This window comes from Pseudomonas sp. P7548 (assembly GCF_013386585.1).
Classification (GTDB): Bacteria; Pseudomonadota; Gammaproteobacteria; order Pseudomonadales; family Pseudomonadaceae; genus Aquipseudomonas.
On the sequence record NZ_JACARO010000043.1, the window covers coordinates 21,976 to 47,260 of the forward strand.

24 protein-coding genes are annotated in these 25,285 nt (G+C 62.2%); 12 read left to right on the forward strand and 12 right to left on the reverse strand.

What is annotated here, in order from left to right; genetic code table 11:
* Nucleotides 1-56 precede the first annotated feature (56 nt).
* Nucleotides 57-1,586: an MFS transporter gene (locus HX803_RS18335; RefSeq protein WP_178922318.1), complete on the reverse strand. Its 1,530-nt coding sequence runs from the start codon at nucleotides 1,584-1,586 to the stop codon at nucleotides 57-59.
* 150 nt (nucleotides 1,587-1,736) lie between these two features.
* Between HX803_RS18335 and HX803_RS18340 the strand changes: the two genes are divergently transcribed.
* Nucleotides 1,737-2,633 carry a LysR family transcriptional regulator gene (locus tag HX803_RS18340; protein WP_178922320.1) on the forward strand — a complete coding sequence of 299 codons (897 nt, stop codon included), beginning with the start codon at nucleotides 1,737-1,739 and terminating at the stop codon, nucleotides 2,631-2,633.
* Here HX803_RS18340 and dhaL read toward each other — a convergent pair.
* The 7 genes from dhaL to HX803_RS18375 form a co-directional block, all read right to left on the reverse strand.
* Nucleotides 2,590-3,237, reverse strand: coding sequence for a dihydroxyacetone kinase subunit DhaL (gene dhaL / locus HX803_RS18345; RefSeq protein WP_178922322.1), 648 nt, complete (start codon nucleotides 3,235-3,237; stop codon nucleotides 2,590-2,592). The genes HX803_RS18340 and dhaL overlap by 44 nt on opposite strands.
* 3 nt (nucleotides 3,238-3,240) lie before the next feature.
* A complete protein-coding gene (locus tag HX803_RS18350) occupies nucleotides 3,241-4,242 on the reverse strand; it encodes a dihydroxyacetone kinase subunit DhaK (protein WP_178922324.1) in 1,002 nt (333 codons plus the stop codon).
* 155 nt (nucleotides 4,243-4,397) lie between these two features.
* The gene (locus tag HX803_RS18355) at nucleotides 4,398-5,513 is read right to left on the reverse strand and encodes a zinc-binding dehydrogenase (RefSeq protein WP_178922326.1); all 1,116 of its coding nucleotides are present in this window, start codon (nucleotides 5,511-5,513) and stop codon (nucleotides 4,398-4,400) included.
* A gap of 27 nt (nucleotides 5,514-5,540) precedes the next feature.
* A complete protein-coding gene (locus tag HX803_RS18360; protein WP_178922328.1) occupies nucleotides 5,541-6,296 on the reverse strand; it encodes an SDR family oxidoreductase in 756 nt (251 codons plus the stop codon).
* A gap of 153 nt (nucleotides 6,297-6,449) precedes the next feature.
* Nucleotides 6,450-7,457 (reverse strand): substrate-binding domain-containing protein, encoded by a 1,008-nt coding sequence (locus tag HX803_RS18365; RefSeq protein ID WP_178922330.1) that lies wholly within the window; start codon nucleotides 7,455-7,457, stop codon nucleotides 6,450-6,452.
* A gap of 34 nt (nucleotides 7,458-7,491) precedes the next feature.
* Complete coding sequence (locus HX803_RS18370; RefSeq protein WP_178922332.1) at nucleotides 7,492-8,472, reverse strand: ABC transporter permease; 981 nt, start codon at nucleotides 8,470-8,472, stop codon at nucleotides 7,492-7,494.
* Nucleotides 8,469-9,956 (reverse strand): sugar ABC transporter ATP-binding protein, encoded by a 1,488-nt coding sequence (locus HX803_RS18375; protein ID WP_178922334.1) that lies wholly within the window; start codon nucleotides 9,954-9,956, stop codon nucleotides 8,469-8,471. The genes HX803_RS18370 and HX803_RS18375 overlap by 4 nt, the downstream gene beginning before the upstream one ends.
* A 281-nt stretch (nucleotides 9,957-10,237) precedes the next feature.
* On the opposite strand from HX803_RS18375, the gene rpiB reads away from it, so the two are divergent.
* From rpiB to HX803_RS18390, 3 genes are all read left to right on the forward strand, one after another.
* Nucleotides 10,238-10,699 (forward strand): ribose 5-phosphate isomerase B, encoded by a 462-nt coding sequence (gene rpiB, locus HX803_RS18380; RefSeq protein WP_178922335.1) that lies wholly within the window; start codon nucleotides 10,238-10,240, stop codon nucleotides 10,697-10,699.
* Between the two features lie 63 nt (nucleotides 10,700-10,762).
* Nucleotides 10,763-11,743: a sugar-binding transcriptional regulator gene (locus HX803_RS18385; RefSeq protein ID WP_178922337.1), complete on the forward strand. Its 981-nt coding sequence runs from the start codon at nucleotides 10,763-10,765 to the stop codon at nucleotides 11,741-11,743.
* 377 nt (nucleotides 11,744-12,120) lie between these two features.
* Complete coding sequence (locus tag HX803_RS18390; RefSeq protein ID WP_178922339.1) at nucleotides 12,121-13,677, forward strand: TerC family protein; 1,557 nt, start codon at nucleotides 12,121-12,123, stop codon at nucleotides 13,675-13,677.
* On the opposite strand, the gene HX803_RS18395 is transcribed toward HX803_RS18390, so the two are convergent.
* Together HX803_RS18395 and HX803_RS18400 are read right to left on the reverse strand one after the other, a co-directional pair.
* Nucleotides 13,658-14,737 (reverse strand): GGDEF domain-containing protein, encoded by a 1,080-nt coding sequence (locus tag HX803_RS18395; protein WP_178922341.1) that lies wholly within the window; start codon nucleotides 14,735-14,737, stop codon nucleotides 13,658-13,660. The two genes, HX803_RS18390 and HX803_RS18395, sit on opposite strands and share 20 nt — an antisense overlap.
* A 305-nt stretch (nucleotides 14,738-15,042) precedes the next feature.
* Nucleotides 15,043-15,291, reverse strand: a complete 249-nt coding sequence (locus tag HX803_RS18400) for a hypothetical protein (RefSeq protein ID WP_178922342.1) — start codon at nucleotides 15,289-15,291, stop codon at nucleotides 15,043-15,045.
* Nucleotides 15,292-15,760: 469 nt separating this feature from the next.
* On the opposite strand from HX803_RS18400, the gene HX803_RS18405 reads away from it, so the two are divergent.
* The 8 genes from HX803_RS18405 (at nucleotide 15,761) to HX803_RS18440 (ending at nucleotide 22,350) form a co-directional block, all read left to right on the forward strand.
* Nucleotides 15,761-16,609 carry a transporter substrate-binding domain-containing protein gene (locus tag HX803_RS18405; protein ID WP_178922344.1) on the forward strand — a complete coding sequence of 283 codons (849 nt, stop codon included), beginning with the start codon at nucleotides 15,761-15,763 and terminating at the stop codon, nucleotides 16,607-16,609.
* Between the two features lie 52 nt (nucleotides 16,610-16,661).
* Entirely contained in the window at nucleotides 16,662-17,324 is a 663-nt protein-coding gene (locus tag HX803_RS18410) for an amino acid ABC transporter permease (protein WP_176995730.1), read from the forward strand.
* 11 nt (nucleotides 17,325-17,335) lie between these two features.
* Nucleotides 17,336-17,998, forward strand: coding sequence for an amino acid ABC transporter permease (locus HX803_RS18415; protein WP_016976586.1), 663 nt, complete (start codon nucleotides 17,336-17,338; stop codon nucleotides 17,996-17,998).
* The gene (locus HX803_RS18420; protein WP_065907741.1) at nucleotides 17,995-18,777 is read left to right on the forward strand and encodes an amino acid ABC transporter ATP-binding protein; all 783 of its coding nucleotides are present in this window, start codon (nucleotides 17,995-17,997) and stop codon (nucleotides 18,775-18,777) included. The genes HX803_RS18415 and HX803_RS18420 overlap by 4 nt, the downstream gene beginning before the upstream one ends.
* Before the next feature lie 16 nt (nucleotides 18,778-18,793).
* The gene (locus tag HX803_RS18425; protein WP_032896881.1) at nucleotides 18,794-19,183 is read left to right on the forward strand and encodes a RidA family protein; all 390 of its coding nucleotides are present in this window, start codon (nucleotides 18,794-18,796) and stop codon (nucleotides 19,181-19,183) included.
* A 168-nt stretch (nucleotides 19,184-19,351) separates the two neighbouring features.
* Nucleotides 19,352-20,116 carry an IclR family transcriptional regulator gene (locus HX803_RS18430; protein WP_106580124.1) on the forward strand — a complete coding sequence of 255 codons (765 nt, stop codon included), beginning with the start codon at nucleotides 19,352-19,354 and terminating at the stop codon, nucleotides 20,114-20,116.
* A 9-nt stretch (nucleotides 20,117-20,125) separates the two neighbouring features.
* A complete protein-coding gene (locus HX803_RS18435) occupies nucleotides 20,126-21,334 on the forward strand; it encodes an amino acid deaminase (protein ID WP_178922345.1) in 1,209 nt (402 codons plus the stop codon).
* A gap of 110 nt (nucleotides 21,335-21,444) precedes the next feature.
* The gene (locus HX803_RS18440) at nucleotides 21,445-22,350 is read left to right on the forward strand and encodes a sugar kinase (RefSeq protein ID WP_178922347.1); all 906 of its coding nucleotides are present in this window, start codon (nucleotides 21,445-21,447) and stop codon (nucleotides 22,348-22,350) included.
* Nucleotides 22,351-22,460: 110 nt separating this feature from the next.
* Here the strand turns inward: HX803_RS18440 and HX803_RS18445 are convergent, their stop codons facing one another.
* Both HX803_RS18445 and HX803_RS18450 read right to left on the reverse strand, forming a co-directional pair.
* Complete coding sequence (locus HX803_RS18445) at nucleotides 22,461-22,736, reverse strand: peptidylprolyl isomerase (RefSeq protein ID WP_060752567.1); 276 nt, start codon at nucleotides 22,734-22,736, stop codon at nucleotides 22,461-22,463.
* 51 nt (nucleotides 22,737-22,787) lie between these two features.
* On the reverse strand, nucleotides 22,788-25,283 hold the full coding sequence (locus HX803_RS18450) for a PAS domain-containing sensor histidine kinase (protein WP_178922349.1): 2,496 nt from the start codon (nucleotides 25,281-25,283) through the stop codon (nucleotides 22,788-22,790).
* Nucleotides 25,284-25,285 lie beyond the last annotated feature (2 nt).

Here is a 25,285-nt window from a genome sequence, read left to right on the forward strand (position 1 = left end):
GTCCGGCTTACCGGCGATGGCGTCCCTGAGACCGCCATCGTCGGCAAGCCGGGCTCCTACAGTTCTTGTGTGGTCAGCACGAGAGCGGGAGGAATCGGATTTCGCATCAATGTCCCCACCACCAGCGCCCCCAACAACCCCAACACGCCCGCCAGCCACAACACCCCGCTGAAGCCTCCCACAAACGCCTGCCGCGCCAGCGGTTGCACCACCGCCCGAGCCGACTCCGGCAACAGCGCCATGGCTGCCGGCATATCGCCTGCCACCACCCGCGACGCAATACCGGCCACCTGCGCCTGCCACTGAGCCTCCACGCTCGCCCCCAGCAATTGCTCGCTGTGGCTGCTCAACAACGCGCCATACACACCAATCGCCAGCATGATCGCGCTGAAGCGCATGGTCGTACTCATGCCCGACGCCATGCCGGCACGGTCGCGGGGTACGCAGGCCATGATGTTCTTCTGGGTGTCGCCATTGAGCAGGCCCGCACCGGCCCCCGTCACGGCAATCGCCAGGGCAAAGGGCAGGTAGCCGCCCACATTGACCGCCCAGGCGCTCAGCAGATTGCCGCCGCCCACCAGGGTCAAGCCGGTCGCCATCATCGTCGCCGGCGCAAAACGCCCGGCCAGGCGCGCGCCGATGCGGGGGCAAATCAGCATGGTCAGGGCAAAGGGCAGCATGCCCAGGCCCGAGGCAATCGCGGAAAAGCCCAGGCCGTTCTGCAGGTAGAACGGCAGCAGCGTCATCATCACCTGGGCGCACCCGGCGTAAGCAAACATGCCGAGCAGCGCGCCGATGAAACGTGGGTGACGAAACAGCTGCAAGTCGACCATGGGGCGCCGCTGCATGCGTTCGACCCGCACAAACACCCCCAGCAGCAGCGCGCCACCGATGAGCCGCGCATAGGTCAACGGGTTGTCCCAGCCAATACGGTTAGCCTCGATCAAGCCCCAGATCAGGCACAACAGGCTCGCGCTGAATGCCAGGCTGCCCCATGGGTCCAGTCGCGCCGCCTGGGTATCCCGCGATTCGGGAATGGCGCGCAGCACCAGCAGCATCAACCCCAGGCCTACCGGCAGGTTGAGGTAGAAGATCCAGCGCCAGCCCAGGTACTGCGTGATCACGCCACCCAGGGTCGGCGCGGCGGTCATCGCCACGCCCATGCAGGCGCCCCAAAACGCCCAGGCCTTGGCCCGCTCCACCTCATCGTGAAAGGTGTGGCCGATGGAGGCCAGCGCGGAGGTCAGCAACAGCGCTGCGCCCACACCTTTGACGGCGCGGGTGATGTCGAGGAACAGCGCGTTCGGCGCCGCCCCGCAGCCCAGTGAGGCCAGGATGAAAATACCCAGGCCCCACACCAGCGAACGCTTGCGACCAAAGCGATCGGCCAGGCTGCCAGCCGGCAGCAGCAAGGCCGCGAAGGCCAGCATGTAGGCACTGACTACCCATTCGATATCGGCGAAATTGGCGCCCAAATCGCGGGCGATACTCGGCAGGGTCACCGCGACAATATTGGTGTCGAGCACGATCAGCGAACAGACGCCGGAGGCCGTGAGCAGGGTCAAACGCGGGCTGACCCTGTTCATGATGAAATTACCTTGCAGGTAATATGGAAATGACGGTTGACGATCATCGCAAGGGCTCTCTAATGTTCAGGTAGCACGAGCTTATCCCCGGCTGCGTAGACCTTTGTTAGCTGGCGTGGAGCACTTCATTACCTTTGAGCTAATCCTGCGATGGAAATCCGCCATTTCCGCTACTTCCTGGCTGTCGCCCGGCAACGCAATTTCACCCGGGCCGCCGAGCAACTGGGCATCGCGCCGCCGACCTTGAGCCGGCAGATCCAGGACATGGAAGAAAGCCTGGGCACACGCTTGTTCATTCGCCAGCAACGCGAAGTCAGCCTCACCGAGGCCGGCGCGGCGTTATTGATCGAGGCGCAAGCCACCGTGCGCCAGTTCGAATTCGCCCAACGCAATGCCCAGCGCGCCGGACGCGGCGAAATCGGCCATATCGAATTGGGCTACGTGGCCTCGGCGGTGTATTCCGGGCTGCTGCAAAAGCAGATGCAAGCGTTCAGCCAGGCGTTTCCCGATGTGAGTGTGAACGTGCGTGAATGCGCGATGGCGACGTTGCCCGGCGCCGTGGCGGACGGGCGCTGTGACATTGGCTACATCCGTTCACCCATGACCCTGCCCGAGGGCGTCGAGGCCGTGCGTCTGGACAGCGAAGGCTTCGTGCTCGCCTTGCCCCAGGGCTCCTGGCTGCTGGGGTTGAAAGCCATCGCCTGCGAACACCTGCAAAACGAAACCTTCATCTTGCCGGAACAGATCAGCGGCACCTTGCACGTGGCCGCCCAGGGCGGTTTTGCACCGCGTTTGGGGCCGCAGCCGGGCGGGTTGGTCGCCGTGGTGGCGCTGGTTTCGCTGGGGCAGGGCGTGGCGGTGGTGCCCGCGTCGATGGTGGGGCATGTGAGCCTGCCGGGCGTGGTGTACCGCAGCATCCAGGGCAATGACGCGTCGTCGTGGCTGTCGCTGATTCACCGGCGCTTCGAGAAAGCGCCGGCGGTGGCGCGGTATATCCAGCAGGTCAAGCACTCAGCCGGGGCTGCACCGAGTCCGCCAGTCGAGTAAGGATCAGGCAGCAGGACACCGCCCCTGCATCCAGTACCCCCAGTGAGCGCTCGCCCAGGCGACTGGCGCGGCCGATTTTTGCCACCAGGTCCTTGGTGGAGTCACGCCCCTGGGAGGCGGCGGTTTTCATCGCCTCCAGTGCGTCGTTGAACGAGGCCCCGCTGGCGTAGGCGCGTTCGAAGGCTTCCACGGCTGGAATCAGCGTGTCCATCAGGCACTTGTCGCCCACACCCGCGTCGGTGATGTCCTGCAGCGAGGTCAGGCCGCCGCGCAGCAAGTGCGCAAAGGTCGCCGCGTCGATCTCATCACTGGCGCGTACCTCGTCGGCCATGCCGATGAACAGGCTGCCATACAGCGGGCCCATGGAACCGCCGATACCTTCCATCAGGCTCAGGGTCAGTTCGTCGAGGGCTTCGGCGAGTGTCAGTTGGCGACCTTCGATGGTGCGGCCGCAATGGGCGAAGCCCTTGGCCATGTTGATGCCGTGGTCGCCGTCGCCAATCGCGCCGTCGACTTCGCTGAGGTATTCACGGTTGGCCACGATCACGCTGACCAGGTCGGCGACAATGGCGCTGCCGTCACGGGTGGAAAAATGCTGGCTCATGGTTCACTCCGCCTGGGTCATGCCGATGGAGCGGCAGGGTTGATCGATCAGGGTTGTCAGCTCGGCATCGAGGCCGAGCAGGGTCAGGGTCACGCCCATCATTTCCAGGGAGGTGAAGTAGTTGCCGACGTAGCAACGGTGGATCTTCAAGCCCTTGGCCTTCAACTGACGTTCCACTTCGGCGTAGAAAATGTACAGCTCCATGACCGGCGTCGCGCCCAGGCCCGAGACCAGCACCACCACGCTGTCGTCGCTACTGAAGTCGCGGTCGGCGAGGATCGGCGCGAGCATGCGTTCGGCCATGGCGGCGGCGGATTCGATGGGGATCACTTCAATGCCCGGTTCGCCATGGTGGCCGATACCCAGTTCCATCTGGCCATCCGGGATCTGGAAGTTCGGCTTGCCCACCGCGGCAATGGTGCAGGGCGTGAGGCCGATGCCGATGGAGCGGCAGTTGTCGACGGTTTTCTGTGCCACGCGAATCACGCCGTCGAGGTCGTAGTGCTGGGCGGCCGCCGCCCCGCCGATCTTCCACATGAAGATCTCCCCGGCCACGCCACGGCGCTTGGCAATGTCGGCCTTGGGCGCGGAGGCCACGTCGTCGTTGGCGACCACGGTGCGGATGCGCATGTCTTTGCTGGCGGCCATTTTCATCGCCAGCTTCACGTTCATGTTGTCGCCGGCATAGTTGCCGTACAGGCAGGCCACGCCCGCGCCATGGTCGGCGGCGCGGAAGGCATCGAAAAAGCTCTTGGCGGTGGGCGAGGAGAAAATCTCGCCGACCGCCACGGCGTCCACCAGGCCCGGGCCGACGTAGCCAAGGAACGCCGGCTCATGGCCCGAACCGCCACCGGTGACGATGCCGACGCGGCCAGCGGCCGATGGCCTGGCCTTGGTGATCACCCGAGGGTTGGCCTCGTATTGGCGCAGCTCGGGGTGCGCGACCAGGATGCCGCGCAGCATGTCCTCGACCACTTGGTCCGGATCGTTGATGACTCGATTCATAACGCGGGTTCCTGTTCTTGTTTTTAAAGGGCAACAACAATCAACTGTGGGAGCTGGCTTGCCTGCGATGGCGGTGTCTCAAATACAGGTTTGCAAACTGACACTCCGCTATCGCAGGCAAGCCAGCTCCCACAGGATTATGTGCGTTGTAGGAGTCAGGGTTGCAGCACGACCTTGAGCGACTTGTCCCCACGCTCCATCACCGCAAACGCTTCCTTGAAGTCCGCCAGTGCAAATGTATGCGTCACCACGTCGCGCATGTCGATCTTGCGGTTGCCGATAAAGTCGATGGCACGCGGGTACATGTATGGCCCCAGGTGCGAGCCGAGTATGTCCAGTTCCTTGCGGTCGCCGATGATCGACCAATCTACCGTGGCCTCGTCATTGAAGACGCTGAATTCGACGAAACGCCCCAGCTTGCGCAGCATCGCCAGGCCCTGGTTCACCGCCTTGTGGTGCCCGGTGGCCTCGATGTAGATGTCGCAGCCGTAACCGTCGGTGAGCTCGCGGATCTTGGCCAGCACATCCACCTCGGCCGGGTTCCACACTTCGTCGGCACCCAGGCGCAGGGCGAGGGCGGCGCGTTCGGGTTTCATGTCCAGCACGATGAGCTTTTTCGGATTGCGCAGGCGCACCGCGCCGATGATGCCCAGGCCCAGGGTGCCGGCACCGGCGACCACCACGACGTCGTCATGGTCGACATTGGCGCGCTCTGCCGCGTGCAGCGAGCAGGCCAGGGGCTCGATCAGGATCGCTTCGTCCGGGGCGATGGACTCCGGCACTTTGTGGACGATGCCTTCCTTGGTGAAGATCATGTACTGGGCCATGGCACCCTGCACATTGTTCTGGAAGCCATAAAGGTCGTGTTTCTGGCACATCCAGTACTGGCCGTGATTGCAGAAGCGGCAGCCCCAGCACGGCACGATCTGCTCCGAGATCACTCGGTCGCCCACCGCCACGCCGCGCTTTTCCGCGCCTGGGCCCAAGGCAACAACGCGGCAGACGAATTCATGCCCGGGGATCATCGGCGGCTTCACGTAGCGCGGTTGCTCGGCATCGCCCCAGAACGACGGCGCGCCGCGATAGGTCTTGATGTCGCCCATGCAGATACCGCACAGCTCGACCTTGGTGAGGATCTCGTCCGGGCCGGGCGTGGGCACGTCGACGGTTTCCAGGCGGTAGTCTTCCGGGCCATGGCAGACCACGGCCTGCATGGTTTTCGGGATGACCGGGGACAGGTGTTCAGGTGTGCGTTCGGTGACGGTGGACATGACAAAACCTCACGACAAAAAAATGAATTACTGAATGCTGTAGCCGCCGTCGATCACCATGTTGGCGCCGGTGATCATTTGCGCGGCGTCGCTGAGCAGGTACAACGCCAGCCCGGCGATTTCTTCCGGCTGGGCAAAGCGGCCGGCGGGGATCTGCAACTTGGCCTTTTCACCCACTTCACCGGCCCAGGCTTTCTTGCCCAGGGCGGTCTCGACGATAGTGGGGGAGATGGCGTTGACGTTGATCTGTGGCGCCCACTCCATGGCCAGGACCTTGGTCATGCCGACGATGGCGGCCTTGCTGGCGCAATAGGCGACGTGACGGTCCAGGCCGATCACGGCGGCCTGGGAGGCGAGGTTGACGATGCGCCCGCCACCGTTGGCGAGCATGTGCCGGGCGCACGCCTGGGCGACGAAGAAGCTGGCCTTGAGGTTGATGTCCAGGGTGGTGTCCCAGGCGCTTTCGCCGACATCGATGGCTTTGTCCAGCAGCACCACGCCCGCGCTGTTGATCAGGTAGTCCAGGCGCTGGAAGTGTTCGAATACGCGGTCGACCGTGTGCTGTATCTGGCCGATCTGGCCGAGGTCGACGGCAATGCCCAGGTGCCCGGCACCAAGGCTGGCGGCCACTTCGACCACGGCGGGGTCGCGGTCGAGCAGGGCTACGCGTGCGCCGCGCTCAGCCAGCAGGCTGGCGCAGGCCAGGCCGATTCCGGCGGCGCCGCCGGTAATCACCGCGCAACGGCCGGTGAGGTCGAAGGCTTGGTTCCAGAGTCCAGGCATGGGTAGCTCCATTCTCGAAAATAGTGGCGATCCAATGTGGGAGCGGGCTTGCTCGCGAAAGCGGTGTATCTGTTAACAGATGTGTTGCCTGACACACCGCTTTCGCGAGCAAGCCCGCTCCCACAGGGGAAATGCGTTTACAGATCGAAACCGTTATTTACCGCCGCTGACCTGCTGGTACAGCGCATCCGCATTCGCATTGGTCACCGGCACCCACGGCAGGATGTAGTTCTTCGCCGTGCCGTCTCCCCACTTCACGTCCTTGCCATACCGCTCCCAGATCACCGACTGCGGCTTGTAGTCCTTGCCCGCCAACGCCCGCAGTGCCACATCCAGTGCGCCCTGGGACTGGGCCTGGGCGTCTTGCAGGAAGGTGGTGACCTCGTCTTTCTTCGCCGCCTGGATCGCATCCGGCATGCCGTCGATGGAGGTCACCGGCACGTCCTTGGAGGTCAGCCCGTGGGACTTGAGGGCCTGCACCGCGCCGAGGGCCATGTCATCGTTCTGCGCAATCACCCCGTTGATGCCCTTGGGGTGTGCGTTCAGCCAGTCTTCGGTGAGGGTCAGGGCCTGGGCGCGGTCCCAGTTGGCGGTTTTCTTTTCGATGATCTTGATGTCCGGGTGCTTGCCCAGTACTTCCAGCTCGCCTTTTTCCCGGTCGATCTGCGCCGATTGGCCAATCGGGCCCTGGATGATCACCACATTGCCCTTGCCATTGAGCTTGTCGACCATGGCCTGGGCCTGCAGGCGGCCGCCCTCCACGTCGTCGTTGCCCACGTAAGGCACGGCGGCATCGGCTACTTTCGTATTGGAGGCGATGACCACCACGTCGTTGCTCATGGCTTGCTTGACGGTGCCCACGCCGGCCTTGGTGTCGATGGGCACGAAGAGGATGGCGTCGTAGTGCTGGGTCACCATGTTTTCAATCTGGTTGTTCTGGGTCAGGGCGTCGTAGTTGCCGTCGAACACGGTCAATTGCACGGTGCCGTCCTTGACCGCCGGGTGTTCCTTGAGCTCGCGGACCCAGTTCTGCATGAACTGGCCCTTGAGGCCGTAGACGGCGGCGCCGATCTTGTAAGTCTTGCCGTCGGCGGCGAAGGCGATACTGCTGGCGAGCAGGGTGAGGGTCGCCGCGGCGGCCAAAGTGGTACCAAGTTTCATGAGTAGAACTCCGGTTATTGTTGTGGGTCGTTCTCTAGCGTTTTTTCTTGCGCCACACGTCGATCAGTACTGCGAACACGATGATCAGGCCCTTGGCGACCTGCTGGTAATAAGAGGACACCCCGAGCAGGTTCAGCCCGTTGTTGATCACACCGATCAGCAACGCGCCAAACAGCGTGCCGACAATGCTGCCGGTGCCACCCGAGAGGCTGGTGCCGCCGATCACCACGGCGGCGATGGCGTCCAGCTCATACGAGACTCCGGCCTGGGGCAGGGCAGAGGTGGTGCGGGCCGAGAGCACCACACCGGCCAATCCGGCGAGCAGGCCCGAAACCACGTACACCGAAAACATCACCTTGCGCACACCGATGCCGGAGGTGCGCGCGCTCTTTTCATTGCCGCCCACCGCGTACACGTAGCGCCCGTAAGTGGTGTAGCGCAGCACCATCCAGAAGATCAGCGCGACCACGGCGAAGATCACGATCGGCACGCCAATCGGGCCGATCTTGCCGATACCCAGCGCCAGGTAGGTGTCGGGCAGGTCAGTGATCGGGCTGCCGTCGTTGAGAATGAAGGTCATGCCCCGCGCAATGCTGAGCATGCCCAGGGTGGCCACGAAGGGCGGGATCGACAGGTTGGCGACCATGAAGCCGTTGACCACGCCGAGCATCGCACCGGCAAACATTCCCGCGCTTACCGCCGCCAGCAGGCCGTAGCCCTGGGTCGCGACCATGGCGCTGCACAGCCCGGCGAAGGCCAGGATCGAGCCCACCGACAGGTCGATGCCCTTGGTCAGGATCACGTAGGTCATGCCCACGGCGAGGATGCCGTTGATCGAGGTCTGGCGCAGGATGTCCATCCAGTTGCGCCAGGTCATGAAGTATTCGCTGGAGAACGCCATCACCACGCACAACAGGATAAACACCAGCGGCAGGCCGAAGCGGTCGAGGGACAGGCGCAGGCGGTTGCGCGGCGGGGCAGTGATGGGGGCGGTAATGGAGGTTTTGGCATTCATGAGGCAAGACTCAACAAGGCTTCCTGGGAAAGGGCGGTGTCGGTGCTGATGGTCACCAGCCGGCCGCCCTTGAATACGGCGATGCGATCACTCAGGTGCAGCAGTTCCGGGGCTTCCGACGACACCACGATGGCGGCACCACCGGCCCGCACGAACTGGTCGAGCAGGTGATAGATCTCCTGCTTGGCGCCTTCGTCGATGCCACGGGTAGGCTCATCGCAGAGCAGGCACACCGGCTCGGTGGACAGGCATTTGGCGAGCACCACTTTCTGCTGGTTGCCACCGCTCATGGAGGCCACCGGCAGTTCCAGGGAGGAGGTCTTGATCTGCAGGCGCTTGACCATGTCTTCGGCCAGCCGTGCTTCTTTGCGTGCATTGATCAGCGACCAGCTCGACAGGCGCTTGTAGGCCGACAGCGCGATGTTGGAAAGAATGCTGCCGGTGAGCACCAGGCCGCTGTCCTTGCGGTCTTCGGTCACCAGGGACATGCCGGCGTCAATCGTGGCCTTGGGCAACCCCACCGGCATGGGTTTGCCTTGCAGGGTCACGCTGCCCGAATCGGCGACGGTCAGGCCGTAGATGCAGTTGAGGAATTCGCTGCGCCCCGAGCCCATCAGGCCATAGATGCCGAGGATCTCGCCCTGGCGCAGTTGCAGGCTGATGTCGTGGAATTCGCCGGCGCGGCTCAGGTTATCGACCTGCAGGCAGGTGCTGGCAGCGCATTCGCGGCCGACCTTGTGGTCGATGCGCGCCAGTTCCTGGCCGACAATGCCGCGCACCAGGTGGTTGCGGTCGATGTCGGCCATGCGTCCGCTTTCCACAAAGGCGCCATCGCGGAAGATGCTGTAGTCGTCGGCGATCTGCGCCAGTTCGCTCAAGCGGTGCGACACGTACACGATGCCGGCGCCACGAGCGGTGAGGCGGCGGATCGCCTTGAACAGGGTCTCCACTTCGCGTTCGCCAATGGCCGAGGTGGGCTCGTCCATGATCATCACCTGGCAGTCGTGGCTGAACGCTTTGGCGATTTCCACCAGTTGCATCTGCGCCACGCTCAGGCGGTGCATGGGGCTGGTGGCGTCCACGTCGAATTCGAGGCTTTCGAGCAGCTCACGGGTGCGGCGGTTGAGGGTCTTGTTGTCGACGATGCAGCCGGCGCGGCGCGGTTCGCGGCCCAGCCAGATGTTTTCGGCGACGGTCATGTGGGGGATGGGTTCCAGTTCCTGGGTGATCATCGCGATCCCCGCCGCGAGGGCTTCACTGGGGCGGTTGAACTGGACGGGTGCGCCATTGAGCAGAAGGGTTCCGGCGTCGCGCTGGGTAATGCCCATCAGGATGCTCAGGAACGTCGACTTGCCCGCGCCATTGCCGCCGCACAACGCATGCACGCTGCCGGCCCGCAATGAGAGACGCCCGTCACGCAGGGCGGGCACCCCGGCGTAAGCCTTGGCGACGTGTTCAGCCTGGAGCAGTAATGGCGTGGCCATCGGCGTGTCCTCGTGCTGTGAATTCTTATTAGGTGCACAGTCGTGTTGCCCTGTGAGCATATGTGTATCAAATGAAATTCTGATCAGTCAATCTCTTTCACTGAAAAGGTGTAAATGTCATTTTCATGGTCATTAAGCGCTTTATATGGGGCTTTGACTGGCGAGTCAGTTAAAACTCGCTTGACAGAAGGGGGTGATTGCTTGCGAAATGAATGAGCGAAATTTCACTGAATGATCATTTGATCAGTCAAAAGCAGATCACGGCAGCGGAGCCAGACGCCATGAACACACCTTTCCCGGTGGCTATCGGATGCGACGAAGCGGGTTTTGAGCTCAAAGAGCTGTTGAAGCGCCATATCGAGGCCCTGGGTTACCCGGTGACCGACTTCGGCACCCATTCCACTGCGCCGGTGCTCTACCCGGACATCGCCCTGGCGGTTGCCACCGCCATCAATGCCGGGCAGCAACGCCTGGGGGTGCTGGTGTGTGGCACCGGCATCGGCATGGCGATCTCGGCCAACAAGGTCCTGGGAATCCGTGCGGCCCAGGCCCATGACACCTATTCGGCCGAGCGTGCGCGCAAGAGCAACGATGCGCAGATCCTGTCCATCGGCGCGCGGGTGATCGGCGCAGAGCTGGCCAAAAGCATCGTCAAGGCGTTCCTGGAGTCGGAGTTCGAGGCGGCGCGTTCCGGGGCCAAGGTCGAGCGCATCAATGCCATCGAGCGCGATGGGCATCAGTAGTGGACGGAACGGGGCAAGAGTCGGGAGAATGTGCCTTTGACGCCGAAACGGAAGCCCGTCCCCATGAGTGACAGTACCCAGCGCATTGCCAGCGATATCGATCAAATGACCGAAGTGGCGATGCTCTATTACCTTGAGAACGTCACTCAGGAAGCCATCGCCAAGCGCTTCGACCTGTCGCGGGCGAAAGTCAGCCGCTTGCTCAAGCGCGCGCGTGATGAAGGGATCGTCGAGGTGCGCGTGTTGCAGCACCCGGCCATGAACAATGAGCTGGAGCAGGCCTTGGTGCAGCGCTTCAAGCTGGACCGCGCCCTGATTGCCGTCGACCACAGCGACCCCGACACCCAGCGTTCGGCCGTCGCCAGCCTGGTGGCCAACTACCTGAACAAGACCCTCGGCGACGGCATGATCGTCGCGGTGGGCATGGGTCGCAACGTCGGCGCGGTGGCCGACAACGTGTTCCTGCCGGTGACGCGCAATTGCACATTTGTGTGTGCCATCGGCGGTTCGCTCAAGGCCGGCGAGTACATGAATCCAGACCACATCTGCCGGCGCCTGGCGCTGCGTTTCGGCGGCGAAAGTGAAAGCCTGTATGCCCCGGCCCTGGTGGCGAACCCGGAACTGCGCGGGGTGCTGATCAATAACGACACGGTACGCTCCACGCTGGATCGGGCACGGCGCGCGGACATTGCGCTGATCGGCATCGGCGACATGAGCGAGAACAGCAACATGGTGCGCATGGGCTGGTTCTCGTCCCAGGAAATCGCCCAGGCGCGGCTGTCCGGCACAGTGGGTGACATGATGGGCTATGACTTCATCGACATCCACGGGCAGCCGGCGGTCAACGCGATCCAGGGGCGGGTGATCGGCCTGACGGTGCAGGAGCTGTTTCGCATCCCCGACGTGGTGGCGATTGCCAGCGAGAACACCAAGGCGGCGGCGACCCTGGGCGCATTGCGCTCGGGGGTGATCAATACGTTGGCGACCACGGTGACTAATGCCCACACGATTTTGGCGCTGGACGACGCGACGCGAAAAACCTGAATCAGCACAGATTAAAATGTGGGAGCGGGCTTGCTCGCGAATACGGTGCATCAGTCAATCTATAGGTCGACTGACACACCGTATTCGCGAGCAAGCCCGCTCCCACACTGGTTTTGTATGTGCTTGAAGTACAGATCTTGTAATAGTTTTGCGTTGTAGGAAATTTGTGTTTCGACTGTACGATTCAAGTCCTTTTGTCATTTCAGGACTTGCATGAACACCCTCTCGGAGCCTCCCAGTCGTCTTTCCCCAAGGCATCCACTGCCGCTGTTCCCGCTCAAGCACCCCGTATTCCGCCTGCTAACTTTGTCCCGGTCCACTGATCGCGCATTGCCGTGCCCGGCATTCTGAACACCTTGAACACAGAGATTCTATAAATGGAATGGTTAGCGGATCCAACGGCCTGGCTCGGCCTGTTGACCTTGATTGTGCTGGAACTGGTGCTGGGCATCGACAACCTGGTGTTTATCGCGATCCTGGCGGACAAACTGCCACCGGAGCAGCGTGATCGTGCGCGGTTGATCGGTTTGTCCCTGGCACTGCTGATGCGCCTGGGCTTGCTGGCCAGTATTTCCTGGTTGGTGACCCTCACGCAGCCACTGTTCGAGGTGTTCGACAAAAGCTTCTCCGGCCGTGACTTGATCATGCTGTTTGGTGGTGTGTTCCTGCTGTTCAAGGCCACCATGGAATTGCACGAACGTCTTGAGGGCCATGTGGCCCAGCGTTCGGGCAATGTGGCCTATGCGATGTTCTGGCCGATCGTGGCGCAGATCGTGGTGCTCGACGCGGTGTTCTCCCTTGACGCGGTGATTACCGCCGTGGGCATGGTGGACGAACTGGCGGTGATGATGATCGCGGTGATCGTGTCCATCGGCCTGATGATCGTGGCGAGCAAGCCGCTGACCCGTTTCGTCAACGCCCACCCGACGGTGATCATGCTGTGCCTGGGCTTCTTGATGATGATCGGTTTTGCCCTGACCGCTGAAGGCCTGGGCTTCCATATTCCGAAAGGCTACCTGTATGCGGCCATTGGTTTCTCGATCCTGATCGAAGGCTTCAACCAGCTTGCCCGCGCCCGCCGCAAGAAATCCGCGCAAGGCGTATTGCCCGTGCGCGAGCGTACCGCCCATGCGGTGATGCGCTTGCTGGGCGGCCGCAGCCTGGCGGTGGAAGAGGTGGGTGAAGACGTGGCCGACCTGCTCGGCGAGCCGGATGCTGCGCAAGGCCCGCTGTTCGACCGACGTGAACGCGTGATGATCAGTGGTGTGCTGCAACTGGCCGAACGGCCGATCCGCACGCTGATGACGCCGCGGGCCAAGGTCGACTCTATTGATCTGGCAGACGATCCGGAGACGATCCGACGCAAATTAATGCACTCGTCCTACTCGCGATTGCCGCTGATCCGCAACGGTGCCGTGGACGAGCCCTTGGGCTTCGTGCACAAAAAAGAGTTGCTCAAGGAGTACCTGGCCGGCAATGAACCGAACCTGGAGCACCTGGCACGTCGTGCGGTCAACCTGCTGGAGAGTTTCTCGGTGCTCAACGCCCTGGAGCAGATGCGCCAGGAATCCACCCACATCGCCTTCGTGATCAACGAATTCGGTGACTTCATGGGCGTGTTGAGCATGACTGACATCCTCGAATCCATCGCCGGTGAGTTGCCCGACGCCAGCGAAATCGAAGGCCCGGACATGGTTGAGGAGGGTGAAGGTTTTCGTGCCAATGGCGCATTGACCCTCAACCAGGTGCGCCAACGTACCGGCTTCCAGGCCGTGGCGACCGAGGACTACCAGACCCTGGCCGGCCTGGTGATGAGCTTGTTGGACCGCCTGCCGGTGGTGGGCGACAGCCTGGTGCATGAGGGCTGGCGCCTGACCGTCGCGGCGGTGGAAGAACGACGCGTAACCCAGGTGCTCATGACGCGTGAAACGTAAATCGATCCTTGCCCTCATGCTTTGAAATATAGAGCGCCTGATCAGCCTTGATCAGCGCCTGGTTCAATGTCTCACCGTCCTCCACCCGGGCCAGGCCGATGCTGATGGTCACCGGGTGTTGGGTCGGTTGCTCGCGCACGCGCTGGCAGAGCAGGGTGGCCAGTTGCTCGACGTCGCTTTTGCGCACGCCGGCCAGGTAGATGCCGAACTCTTCGCCGCCGAGGCGCGCGTAGTCGTAATCGACCATCACCGCCTTGATGTCCTGGGCTACGCGCTTGAGCACTTCATCGCCGATGTCGTGGCCGTACACATCGTTCACTTTCTTGAAGTTGTCGATGTCGATCATCGCCAGGTAGTGATCGTGGGTCTTGGGCTGCTGGCTGAGTTTCTTGCCGGCGCTGGTCATGAACGAACGGCGGTTGGGAATTTCAGTGAGGGTGTCGAGGTAGGCCTGGTCCAGCAGCAGCCTGGACATGATGAAGTTGTGCAGCTTGGCCTGGCGCAGTTTCAGGAAGCTGTAGAGCGTCAGGAAGGTCAGAAACACCGAATAGAACGTCACCAGGGCGCCGCGCACTTCCAACAGGGAAAGGTGGGCCAGGTAAAACGGATTGAGCAACGCCCAGGTGATCAGCATTGTCGTGACAAACGACCAATGCTTGAGCGGTAGCACCGATGCGCTGTAGAGGATGCTCGACGCTGCCAGGATCAACCAGCTGGGGTGCAGGTCCATTGGCAAACCTTCGATCAGCAGACGGGTGCCGAGGGCGATGATGGCGACGAATACCAGGTTGATCCACTGGAAGTGCTGGGCGTTGCGGGTAAATCCCAGGGTAATGGTGTTGATGGTCAGCAGTGCCAGAAACAGCATCGAAAGCCCGGTAAAACCCTGGCCCCCCGGAAAGCTGACGATCAGGTCGAAGACCAGCCAGATGCAGATGCTGGCGATATAGATCAGCAGGCAGAAGGGCTTGAGTCGCTCGAAATCATGCTGGGCGAACTCGAGTTGCAGGGCGGGCGAGGGGTGTTTCTTGAGGACTTCGGCTTCAATGGTCTTGAACATTGCTGACCCTGGATCGGCTGAGACGGCATTGAGCAGCGTAGACGCTGGCCGGGGTCTCGCCAATCCAAGACTGGTCAGGCGTGCCCGCCAAATGCCTGCAAGAGCGCCCGGTCGCTGATTCCTTCAAATGTCTTCATCAGGTTGCGGTTTTGATAGATCAATAGCGTTGGAACGCGTTCGACATTCGGATGGCGGGGCGTATTTGCACAGTCGAGGATCAATGTTCATTGGCGTGCTCCATGCGGCAACTGGGCTAATGGGGGAAGCACTGATCGTCTACTGTCAACCTTCACAGGTAGTGGCGCTCACGCGTCCTTGTCGCGCTCGATGCGTTCACGCGCCTTGCGGGCCTGGCTTGCACACTTCCTGTATTCCTCATTGTCCCGAGAGGCCTTGGCCCGGCGGTAGCCGTGGTGGTTCTGGCTGGTGTAGTCGGTGCTGAAGGCATCCTTGAGCTTGCGCAGCTCTTCCTTGCATTCGCGGCGGTCTTTGCTGGCCGACGCATTGCCTGCCACGAGAAGGGACAGCACCAGCAGGGTAATGCCGAATTTCATCAAAGCAGGTTCCTCATCTAATCGTTCCCTGTAGGAGCCGGCTTGCCGGCGAAAAACGTCCAGACACCGCGTTAAGCCTGATGGCCTGCGTCATCGTTAACGACCATCGCCGCGGTGCGACGATTCGACAAGCCGGCTCCTACAGAGGTGGTGTGTTCAATTTGCCTTGAGGCTAGCGCAATGCGTCGATTTTTCCACGCATGCCGGTGCACTGAGATCGTGCGCGGTAACACCGTTGTGGCGCACTGGTTTGGGGCTGTCACCGAGGCGTGGGGCCTCTGGTAGCAATCGGTTGCGCGGTGCTGGCGTAACGCCTTGTTTGGGGAGGATATTTATCTCACTGATTTATATGGAATTTATCCCCGAGATATTTTTCTGTTACGGCGTGTGGCACACTTTCTGCTGTCTATTCCGTTGTTACATACTAAGTTCCGGTATAGCGGAATACACAACTCCTGGAGTGCTTGTCATGCATCACCGACCTTCCGTGTTTAAAGCGTGTGTTTTTCTCTTCGCCGCATCGGCTTCCCTCGCAAGCGTAGTTCAGGCGGCGGACAGCAAGCTCGATGATGTGCTCAAGCGTGGGCACCTGATCGTGGGTACAGGCAGTACCAATGCGCCGTGGCACTTCCAGGGAGCGGATGGCAAGTTGCAGGGTTTTGATATCGACATCGGCCGCATCGTGGCCAAAGGCTTGTTCAACGACCCGAGCAAAGTCGAGTTTGTGGTGCAGTCTTCCGACGCCCGTATTCCCAACCTGCTGACCGACAAGGTCGACATGAGTTGCCAGTTCATCACCGTCACCGCCAGCCGTGCGCAGCAAGTGGCCTTCACCCTGCCGTACTACCGCGAAGGTGTGGGCCTGCTGCTGCCGAACAACAGCAAGTACAAAGAGATCGAAGACCTGCAAGCGGCGGGTGATGGCGTCACCGTGGCCGTGTTGCAGAACGTGTATGCCGAAGAGCTGGTGCACCAGGCCTTGCCTAAAGCCAAGGTCGATCAGTACGACAGCGTCGACCTGATGTACCAGGCCGTGAACTCCGGTCGCGCCGATGCCGCCGCCACCGACCAGTCCTCGGTCAAATACCTGATGGTGCAGAACCCAGGCCGCTACCGCAGCCCGGTCTACGCCTGGAGCCCGCAGACCTATGCGTGCGCCGTCAAGCGTGGCGACCAGGATTGGCTGAACTTCGTCAACACCGCGCTGCATGAAGCCATGACCGGTGTGGAGTTCCCGACCTACAAGGCCTCGTTCAAGCAATGGTTTGGTGTAGACCTGCCGGAACCGGCGATCGGCTTCCCCGTTGAGTTCAAGTAAATCGTAAACGCTGGGGCGTCGCTGACGGCGCCCCATTCAGGTACTGCCCACCATGAACTATCAGTTGAACTTTGCCGCCGTGTGGCGCGACTTCCCCAGCTTGCTGGCGGGGCTCGGCCTGGGCCTGGAGCTGGCGCTGCTGTCCATCGCCATCGGCTGCGTGATCGGCCTGATGATGGCGTTTGCCATGCTGTCCAAGCACCGGGCGCTGCGTGTGCTGGCCTCGGTGTACGTGACGGTGATCCGCAATACGCCGATCCTCGTGCTGATCCTGTTGATCTACTTCGCGTTGCCGTCCCTCGGGATCCGTCTCGACAAAATCCCGTCCTTCATCATTACCCTGTCGCTGTACGCCGGTGCCTACCTCACCGAAGTGTTCCGCGCAGGCTTGCTGAACATCCCCAAGGGGTTGCGTGAAGCCGGGTTGGCCATCGGCCTGGGCGAGTGGCGTATCCGCGCCTACATCACCGTGCCGGTGATGCTGCGCAACGTGTTGCCCGCGCTGTCGAACAACTTCATTTCGCTGTTCAAGGACACCTCCCTGGCCGCTGCCATCGCAGTGCCGGAGCTGACCTATTACGCCCGCAAGATCAACGTCGAAAGCTACCGGGTGATTGAAACCTGGCTGGTCACGACCGCGCTCTACGTGGCTGCCTGTTACCTCATTGCCATGCTGCTCCGTTACTTGGAACAGCGTCTGGCGATCCGTCGTTAAGGAGGGCTTTCATGTACGAGTCCCCAAGCTGGCTGCATGAGTTGTGGATCGCCCGGGATACCCTGTGGGCGGGCTTTCAGGCCAGTGTTTATGTGTCGGCCCTGGCGATCATCTTCGGCACCCTGATCGGCATTGTCGCCGGGTTGATCCTGACCTACGGCAAGTTCTGGATGCGTGCGCCGTTTCGCCTGTATGTCGACCTGATCCGTGGCACCCCGGTGTTCGTGCTGGTGCTGGCGTGTTTTTACATGCTGCCGGCGCTCGGTTGGCAGATCACCGCGTTCCAGGCTGGTGCCGTCGGGCTGACGCTGTTCTGCGGCTCCCACGTTTCGGAAATCGTGCGCGGTGCGCTGCAAGCCATTCCCCGTGGGCAACTGGAAGCGGGCAAGGCCATCGGCCTGACGTTCTACCAGTCCCTGGGCTACGTGCTGCTGCCCCAGGCGCTGCGCCAGATCCTGCCGACCTGGGTCAATTCCTCCACGGAAATCGTCAAGGCCTCCACCTTGCTCTCGGTGATCGGCGTGGCCGAGTTGCTGCTCAGTACCCAGCAAGTCATCGCGCGCACCTTCATGACCCTAGAGTTCTACCTGTTCGCAGGCTTTATGTTCTTTGTCATCAACTACGCCATCGAGTTATTCGGGCGCTACATTGAAAAGCGGGTGGCCTTGCCATGAACCAACCTCAAACCAACCAACCGCTGCTGAATATCCGCGGCCTGCGTAAACAATACGGCCAGGTCGAAGTGCTCAAGGGCGTCGACCTGTCCATGCAGCGCGGCAACGTGGTGACGTTGATCGGCTCCAGCGGCTCGGGCAAGACCACGCTGCTGCGCTGCGTCAACCTGCTGGAAGAATTCCAGGGCGGGCAGATCACCCTGGACGGCGAGTCCATCGGCTACAGCGAAATCGCCGGCAAGCGCGTGCGTCACCCCGAGCGCGTGATCGCCCAGCACCGCGCGATGACCGGCATGGCGTTCCAGCAGTTCAACCTGTTCCCGCATTTGACCGCCTTGCAGAACGTCACCCTCGGCCTGCTCAAGGTCAAGAAGATGGGCAAGGACGAAGCCGTGGCCCTCGCCGAAAAATGGCTGGACCGTGTCGGCCTGCTGGAGCGTCGCAACCATTTCCCCGGCCAGCTTTCCGGCGGCCAGCAACAGCGTGTGGCGATTGCCCGCGCCATTGCCATGAACCCGAGCCTGATGCTGTTCGACGAAGTCACCTCGGCCCTCGACCCGGAGCTGGTGGGCGAAGTGCTCAGCGTGATCAAGGGCCTGGCGGAAGAGGGCATGACCATGTTGCTGGTCACCCACGAAATGCGCTTTGCCTATGAAGTGTCCGACAAGATCGTTTTCATGAACCAGGGCCGCATTGAAGAGCAGGGCACCTCGAAGGACATCTTCGAACGCCCGCAATCGCCGCGCCTGGCGGAATTTCTCAAGAACATTCGTTTTTAATCAGGAGCACAGTGTTATGAGCATTACTCGTTACGGCACCGGCAGCACCGCCGGCGGCGGCCAACCCCGTCCTTTCGCCCGTGCGGTGGAAGCCGACGGCTGGCTCTACGTCTCGGGCCAGGTGCCAGCGGTGGACGGTGAGATCATCAACGGCGGGATCATCGAGCAAACCCGGCAGACCATGCGCAATGTGGTGGCGATCCTCGAGGAAGCCGGTTACGAATTGAAAGACGTGGTACGCGTTGGCGTCTGGCTGGAAGACCCACGGGACTTCTGGAGTTTCAACAAGGTCTTCGGCGAGTACTTCACCCCGGAGCACGCCCCGGCGCGCGCCTGTGTGCAGGCCAACATGATGGTCGATTGCAAGGTGGAGATCGATTGCGTGGCGTACAAGAAAAAAGGCTAAATTGCCCGACTCTTGATATCACAGAAGATCAAATGTGGGAGCGGGCTTGCTCGCGAATGCAGTGGGTCAGTCACAGATGCATTCACTGACACACTGCATTCGCGAGCAAGCCCGCTCCCACAGGGGATCGCCTATGCAGCACATACCTTTGACCGGACCCACACTGCCATGACCGAAGACACCATCAAACGCCGCGCCAAAGGACTGGACCGTGCGTTCGATATCCTCGATTTTCTCAAGGAAATCGGCCAGCCCCTGCGCCCGAATGATATTGCCAGCGGCATTGGCAGCCCCAAGTCCACCGTCTACGAGCTGGTGGCCTCGCTGCTTGAGCGGCGCATCCTCGAGACCGTGGGCAAGGACGGTCACGTCTACCTGGGCCGCCAGCTGTACTTTCTGGGCCAGGCGCACCTGCGTCATTTCGACCTGACCCGCGAGGCCGATCACGCCTTGCAGGAAATTGTCAGCCAGACCCACGAAACCGCGCAGATGTGCCTGCTCAACGGGCGCAAATACACGGTGGCGCTGATGCGCGAAGGCGAGCGCCATTTCCGTATTTCCTCAGACATCGGCGAAAACGCGCCGATCCCCTGGACCGCCTCCGGGCGCCTGCTGCTGGGGCACCTGAGCGATCAGCAGATCATCGACCTGATCGACTACGATGACTTCATCCTGCCGGATGGCCAGCGCTTGCCGCTGGAAACCTTCCTGGCGCAAATCCGTCAGGCCACCCTCGATGGCTTCTTTTCCTTCGACAGCGTGGCCGACACCTTTACCCATTGCTTTGCCGCCCCGGTACGGGACGCGCAAGGCATCAGCATCGCGACCCTGTGCATCGTTGCACCCCGGGCCGACGCGATCAAAAACTACAACGACTATCGCCGGGTGTTGATCGACAGCGCCAACAACCTGGCCCGTCGCATCAACGAATAGGAGCATTTCATGTCTGCCATCAACGCCGTTGAAAAAGGCGCCGCCGCCGTCGGTGCCCACTTGGTCCGTGACGTCAGCCTGCCGGCCCTGGTACTGCACCGCGACGCCCTGGAACACAACATTCGCTGGATGCAGCAGTTTGTCAGCAACAGCGGTGCCGAGCTGGCGCCCCATGGCAAGACCAGCATGATGCCGGCGCTGTTTCAGCGCCAGATCGAGGCCGGCGCCTGGGGCATCACCCTGGCCAACGCCGTGCAGACCCGCGCCGCCTATGCCGGTGGCGTGCGCCGTGTGTTGATGGCCAACCAACTGGTGGGCGCGCCGAACATGGCGCTGATCGCCGACCTGCTGGCCGACAAGGATTTTGATTTTCACTGCATGGTCGATCACCCGGACAACGTCGCCGACCTGGGCCTGTTCTTCGCCGCCCGTGGCCTGCGCCTGAACGTGATGATCGAATACGGCGTGGTCGGTGGTCGTTGCGGTTGCCGCAGCGAGCAGGAAGTGCGCGACCTGGCGAAGGCGATCAAGGCCCAGCCGGCCCTGGCCCTCACCGGCATCGAAGGCTATGAAGGCGTGATCCATGGCGAGCACGCCATCAGCGGCATCCGCGCGTTTGCGGCGAGCCTGGTGCGCCTGGCGGTCGACTTGCAGGACAGCGGTCATTTCGACCTGCCCAAGCCCATCGTCACCGCCTCGGGTTCGGCCTGGTACGACCTGATCGCCGAATCGTTCGAAGCACAGAACGCCGCTGGCCGCTTCCTCAGCGTGCTGCGCCCGGGCAGTTATGTGGCTCATGACCATGGTATCTACAAAGAGGCGCAATGCTGCGTGCTTGACCGTCGCAGCGACCTGAACGAAGGCCTGCGTCCGGCCCTGGAAGTCTGGGCCCACGTACAGTCGCTGCCTGAGCCGGGGTTTGCGGTGATCGCCCTGGGCAAGCGCGACGTGGCCTACGACGCCGGTCTGCCGGTGCCGCTCAAGCGCTACAAGGCGGGTATTTTGCCGGCAGAAGGCGATGACGTCGGCGCGTGCAAGGTCACGGCGGTGATGGACCAGCACGCGTTCATGACCGTGGCGCCGGGGGTTGAGCTGCGTATTGGCGACATCATTTCGTTCGGTACTTCCCACCCGTGCCTGACCTTTGACAAGTGGCAGGTCGGTTGCCTGGTGGATGAGCAGTTGCAAGTGATCGAGAGCTTGCATACCTGCTTCTAGACCGCGTCGCTCCCTTCGCGAGCAAGCCCGCTCCCACCTTTGAAATGCATTCCAATGTGGGAGCGGGCTTGCTCGCGAAGAGGCCATCAGCCACACCCGAGATGTTTGCCATGACCACCCAACCCCGCATCGCCCTCATCGGCGAATGCATGATCGAACTGCAACACCGCGCCGACGGCAGCCTGCACCAGAGCTTCGGCGGCGACACCCTGAACACGGCGGTGTACCTGCGCCGTGAACTGAGCAGTACCGGTAGCGTCGACTACGTCACCGCCCTGGGCGATGACAGCTTCAGTGATGCCATGTGCCAGCAATGGGCCGAAGAAGGCCTGGGCCTGGGCATGGTCCAGCGCCTGCCTGGGCGCTTGCCGGGCTTGTACTGCATCCAGACCGACGCCAACGGCGAGCGCAAATTCCTCTACTGGCGCAACGAAGCTGCCGTGCGCGACTGCTTCACCACGCCTGCAGCCGAGCCGATCCTGGCTGCCTTGCCAGGCTATGACGTGGTGTATTTCAGCGGCATCACCCTGGCGGTGCTGGGTGAAGTCGGGCGTGCGCGCCTGCTGCAAACGTTGATCGAAACCCGTCGGCAAGGGGGCCAGGTGGTGTTCGACAACAACTACCGGCCGCGCCTGTGGGCGTCTGTTGAAGCCGCGCGTGCGGCGTATCACCAGGTGATGGCTGAGGTGGATGTTGCCTTGCTCACCGAAGATGACGAGCGGGCGTTGTTTGGCTATGAAGACAGCGAGCAGGTGTTCGCGGCGTACCCGGCAATTGCAGAGGTGGTGCTTAAGCGTGGGGCGGATGAATGTTTGATCCGCGTGGCAGGTGAGCGCTTTGCGGTGCCGGCCATCAAGGTCGAGAAGGTGGTGGACACGACGGCGGCGGGGGACTCATTCAGCGCGGCGTACCTGGCGAGTCGGCTCAAGGGTGGTTCGCCTGAACAGGCTGCACGGGCCGGGCATCAGTTGGCCAGCCGGGTCATTCAGATTCCAGGGGCTTTGATTCCTCGTTGAATGGCCGCCTGCGGCGGTTCGCGGGCAAGCCCGGCTCCCACCGTTGATCGGTGTACGCCGTCCAATGTGGGAGCTGGCTTGCCTGCGATAGCGGTTTACAGTCAAGCCCCTTAGTCGCGGTAGAACACCTGCACCAGGTGATACCCGAACTTGCTCTTGATTGGCCCGTGCACCACCTTCACCGGCTTCTTGAAGATCACCGCATCAATCGCCCCCACCATCTGCCCGGGCCGCACTTCACCCAAGTCGCCCCCACGTTTGCCCGACGGGCAAGTGGAGTACTTCTTGGCCAGCACATCAAAGGCTTCGCCCTTGGCGATGCGTTGTTTGAGCTGTTCGGCTTCTTCGCTGGTTTTAACCAGGATGTGACGGGCTAGGGCTTTCATGCGGGTTACCTTGCAACGGTCAAACGTAAGGGCGCGCGATTATGCCTGAACTCACTCGACGACGCTGATCATGCTGCGGATTTTCGTGGCCAACAGGTCGATGGAAAACGGTTTGGCCACCATGTCCATGCCGTCCTCCAAAAAGCCTTGGCGTTCGGCGGCTTTTTCAGCGTAGCCGGTCATGAACAACACGCGCAGGCCAGGCCTGTGCTGACGGGCGATTTCCGCCAGTTGCCGGCCGTTCATGCCGGGCAGGCCCACATCGGTCACCAGCAGGTCCACGCGCAGATCCGACTCCAGCAGCGGCAGCGCCGTGCGCGCATCCGCCGCCTGGTGCGCGGTGTAGCCCAGTTCATCCAGTACGTTGACCACCAGCATGCGCACAGCCGGGTCGTCCTCGACCACCACCACGGCCTCGCCGGCCAGTGCCAGCGGCGCTTCGCTCAAATGCTCCGGCAGGTTGCTTTCCAGCGCCGTGCCATGCAGGCGCGGCAGGTACAGGCGTACGCAGGTGCCCTGGCCGGGTTCGCTGTGAATGGTCACATGGCCGCCGGATTGCTGGGCAAAGCCATAGATCATCGACAAGCCCAGGCCGGTGCCTTGGCCGATGGGCTTGGTGGTGAAGAAGGGGTCGAACGCTTTGGCGAGGATTTTCGGCGCCATGCCGGTGCCGTTGTCGCACACGCCAAGCATCACGTAGTCGCCGGCCTTCACCGGTTCGAGGGTGGTGATGTCGGTGCCGTCCAGGTAGCTGTTGGCGGTTTCGATCAGCAACTCGCCGCCATCGGGCATGGCGTCGCGCGCGTTGATCACCAGGTTGAGCAGGGCGTTTTCCAGTTGGCTCGCATCGGTGTTGACCGGCCAGATATCGCGGCCCAGTTGCACCTTGAGCGTGATATGCGCGCCTTTGGTGCGACGGAACAAGTCCTCAAGCGAAGCGACCAGCTGGTTCGGGTCCAGCGGGCGACGGTCCAGCGACTGGCGCCGCGAGAACGCCAGCAGCCGGTGGGTGAGGGCGGCCGCGCGGTGGGCCGATGAGACGGCGGCGTCGGTAAAGCGGCCGATTTCATCGCTGCGCCCGGCCGCGATGTAGCGCTGCATCAGGTCCAGGCTGCCGATGATGCCGGTGAGCATGTTGTTGAAGTCGTGGGCAATGCCCCCGGTAAGCTGGCCCACCGCTTCCATTTTTTGCGCGTGCCGCAGGGCATCTTCGGCCCGCTCGCGTTCGAACATTTCGTTCTGCAGGCGCTGGTTGGCTTCGGCCAGGGCCTGAGTGCGCTGGGCCACACGTTCTTCGAGGTTTTCGTTGAGGTGCCGCAGGGCTTCTTCGGTGAGCTTGCGTTCGGTTTCGTCGATCACAAAGATGTAGAAACCATTCACCGAGCCGTCATTGCTGAAACGCGGCAGGTACTTCATCAGCGCGTGGCGCGGGCGGCCGTCGCGGTGCGGGGTGATGGTCATGAAGCTGCACGCCTTGCCCTTGAGGGCGGCGGCGATCTTGTCGGCGCGCCCGGCATACACCTCGTCGCCGAGCACTTCGCGGATGGTCTTGCCGTACAGCTCCTGGGGCGTCATGCCATACCACTCCAGGTACGCGCTGTTGTTCAGGCGAAAACGCTGTTCGTGATCCACGTAGCCGATCAACACCGGCATGGCGTTGATGATCAGCTGCAATTCGGTCTGGCTTTGGCGCAGCGCCTGCTCGGTGTGCTTGCGCTCGGTCAGGTCCAGCGCGGCGCCGAGAAAACGCGCCGGGCGACCCTGATGGTCCTGGTAGCAGCGACCCCGTGCGAATACCCAGCGCACCTGGCCGTCGGCCTGCAACAGGCGGTATTCCTCGGCGTATTCGGTGCCGAAGGTGATGCAATGCTTGATGCTGCGCGCCACCATCCCACGGTCTTCGGGGTGTACGCCTTGCAGGTAGTCACTGATGGGCAAAAGCCCGGCACTGTTCGGGTCGACACCGTGCAGGTAGGCGAAGTGCGCGTCGGCGATGAAGCGGTCTTCGCCGATGTCCCAATCCCAGGTACCCACCGCGTCGGTGGCGGCCAGGGCAAGCTGCAGGCGTTGTTCGGTGTTGTGCTGGGCCTTGCGCCGTTCGTTGGTTTCGATGGCGGTGACCAGGATGCCGGCGACGGTGCCGCTTTCGTCGCGGATCGGGCTGTAGGTCAGGTCCAGCCAGATTTCGGTGTCGCGGTTGTTGCGCTGCAGCACGAAGCGCTGCTCGCTGAAGGTGCGCACCTGGCCGCTGAGCACGGCGTCGTAGATCGGCGCTGTAAAGCCCTCGAGTTCTGGCCAGGTCTGGTGCGCCGGCTGGCCCAGGGCCTCGGGGTGCTTGTTGCCCGCCAGTTGGGCGAAGCCGTCGTTGTACAGCTGGGTGAGGTGGCTGCCCCACAGCAGCAACATCGGCATGGGGGAATGCACGACGATATCCACGGCTGTGCGCAGGCTTTGTGGCCAATCGTTGGCCGCACCGAGTGGGCTTTGCGCCCAGTCCAGCCGCGCAATCAATGCAGCGGCCTCGCTACCGGTGGAGGTGTCCTTCATGA